The sequence below is a fragment of the Nitrosophilus sp. genome (assembly GCF_982775275.1).
Genome location: NZ_CEXZHP010000213.1, coordinates 1 through 2,477 on the forward strand (window position 1 = coordinate 1; position 2,477 = coordinate 2,477).

General features: G+C 30.8%; 5 protein-coding genes. All 5 read left to right on the forward strand.

The window, feature by feature from the left end; translation table 11 throughout:
* The first annotated feature begins 134 nt into the window (after positions 1 to 134).
* Positions 135 to 524 (forward strand): CBS domain-containing protein, encoded by a 390-nt coding sequence (locus tag AC30RD_RS08345; protein ID WP_489494026.1) that lies wholly within the window; start codon positions 135 to 137, stop codon positions 522 to 524.
* Positions 525 to 584: 60 nt separating this feature from the next.
* Positions 585 to 719: a 50S ribosomal protein L34 gene (rpmH, locus tag AC30RD_RS08350; protein WP_489494027.1), complete on the forward strand. Its 135-nt coding sequence runs from the start codon at positions 585 to 587 to the stop codon at positions 717 to 719.
* Complete coding sequence (gene rnpA / locus AC30RD_RS08355; protein ID WP_489494032.1) at positions 716 to 1,039, forward strand: ribonuclease P protein component; 324 nt, start codon at positions 716 to 718, stop codon at positions 1,037 to 1,039. Before rpmH ends, rnpA begins: the two co-directional genes overlap by 4 nt.
* Positions 1,032 to 1,412 carry a membrane protein insertion efficiency factor YidD gene (gene yidD / locus AC30RD_RS08360; RefSeq protein ID WP_489494029.1) on the forward strand — a complete coding sequence of 127 codons (381 nt, stop codon included), beginning with the start codon at positions 1,032 to 1,034 and terminating at the stop codon, positions 1,410 to 1,412. The genes rnpA and yidD overlap by 8 nt, the downstream gene beginning before the upstream one ends.
* Positions 1,405 to 2,477, forward strand: a 1,073-nt coding sequence (gene yidC / locus AC30RD_RS08365; protein ID WP_489494030.1) for a membrane protein insertase YidC, incomplete at its 3' end; no start/stop codon positions are given. The genes yidD and yidC, both read left to right, overlap by 8 nt.

Consider the following 2,477-nt stretch of genomic DNA (forward strand, 5'->3'; position numbering starts at 1 on the left):
TAAATGTTGAAGATACCAAAAACAGTTCCATAGTATTTACACTAAGTTTGGAGCATGTTGTAGGTATAAACAAAGAAGAACTACATAAATTTGAGAGCGAAATAAAAACTATTTTATAACATAAAGGAGAGATTATGCTTGTCGAAGAGATTATGACTCCAAAAGATAAATTGGTAGTGGTTGATCAACTTGCTCCCGTTAGGGAGGCTTTGGAGCTTATGAAAAAACACAATATAAAATCGGTAGTGGTAGATAAAAACGGACCAAACGGAGCATATGGACTTGTGACGTTTAAAAATATTTTACAAGCTATAGTTGCTCAAGAAGGAGATATAGATCTTTTAAATATTTACGATATTGCGACAATTCCGGCAATCAGCGTAACCAGAAAAGTGGAGATGAGATATGTTGCGAAAATGATGGTGCAACATAGCATAAAAAGGGTTTTGGTAATAGACGATAACGAACTTCACGGAATTATAACTATGACGGATATTATAGGTGTTTTATTGGAAGATATTTAAAAGATTTTAAGCATAATTTTAGTAAACTTAGCCTTCAAAAAAAAGTGAAGGGGAAACAGAATGAAAAGAACATATCAGCCACATAACACAAGAAGAAAAAGAACTCACGGATTTAGAGTTAGAATGAGAACAAAAAACGGAAGAAAGGTGATTAACGCAAGAAGAAGAAAAGGAAGAAAAAGATTGGCAGTATAAAAGGGTTTGAAACTTTAAAAAACACAAAAGAGTTTAATTATATCTATAAAAACGCAAAGGCCTTACATTCGCAATATTTTGTAATTTTTTATAAAAAAGGCGATGAAAAAAGAGTCGGTTTTGTCGCAAGTAAAAAGATAGGAAACGCGGTAAAAAGAAACAGGGCTAAAAGAAGATTAAGAGCCCTGTTTTTATTGTTTTTGAATGAACTTCCTTTGGGAAGTTACATTTTTGTTGCGAAGAAAGATATTATTAGTGCCGATTTTGAAAAGCTTAAGAGCGTTTTTAGGAAGCTGATAAAAAAGATAAAAAATGGTTAAATCTTTTTTAATCGGTTTTATAAAATTTTACCAAAAATACATATCGATATTTTCCCATGGAAGTTGTAGATATTATCCCACTTGTTCTGAATATGCAAAGTGGAGAATAGAAAAAGAAAATATCTTTAAAGCTCTTTTTTTTGTAGTTTTTAGAATTCTTAGATGCAATCAGCTTTTCAAAGGCGGTATAGAGTATCCGATAATAAAAGTAAGAAAGTTAGAGAGTGAGAAAGTTAGAAAGTTAGAGAGTGAGAAAGTGAGAAAGTTAAAAGTTGGAGGAGTTAATATAAAATATTGGCTAATTCCTACAGATAAAAAAGATCATTTTTACTTAATAAAAAATTTCTATTTAAAAAAGGAAAAAGATGTTTGAAAAAATGGATACGAACCAGAGAGTTATCCTTGCAATAGTTTTATCTTTAGGAGTTTTTTTAATTTATGACTATTTTTTTATGCCAAAAAAGCAAACAAAAATAGCAAATGAGCAAAACCAAAAGGCTCCGGTAAAAGAACATAAAAGTATCCAAACAAAAAACGCAAAAAATGAGGCTCCAATCAAAAAAGAGATTGAACAAACTTCCAATACTTTAGTAACGATAGAATCTAAACATTTTACTATGTTTATCGACAATATCGGCAGAATTAAACAGGTAATTTTAAAAGATGAGAGATTTAAAACCGAAGAGGGAGACCATATAAAACTTTTTGATGAAAGTAAACTTCCAAAACCTCTGGAGATAAGATTTTCCGATGAAAAATTAAATGAAGAGGCTTTTAAAATCTCATATATTACTGATAAAAAGAACATAAAATTAGAAAATGAACCAATCACTCTAAATCTAACTCAAAAATTGCATTCTTTTACCGTAAATAAAAGCCTAAAAATTTTCCCAGACGGCCATTACGAATTGAAAGTTAGTTTAAGTGACGATAAAAAATATTTTATATCTCCAGGCTTTAGACCCGGCGTTAGGGTTGATCGATATACGTTTCATGGAGTTTTGATAAAAGAATCGGATAATACGATAACAATGATTGACGATGGCGACGCAAAAGGAACGGAGAGTTTTAGAAAAGCAAAAATTGCGGCTGCTATGGATAGATATTACTCTACATTTTTTTATAATTTAAAAGATGGCTTAAATGTAATTATCACAAAAGATGAAGAGGAAAATCCCACAATTTTCGTAGAGGGATCTAAGGTTTTTAATATTGAGGGATATGTTGGTCCAAAAGATTATAAGATATTAAACTCTATCAATCCAGAGTTAACCTCGGTTATAGAGTATGGTTTTTTTACTTTTATTGCAAAACCTATGTTTAAAATATTGATGGCAATTTATGAAGCTATAGGTAACTGGGGCTGGGCGATAGTGATACTTACTATTTTGATTAGAATAGTGCTATTTCCTTTGACATGGAAGGGAATGGTGTCTAT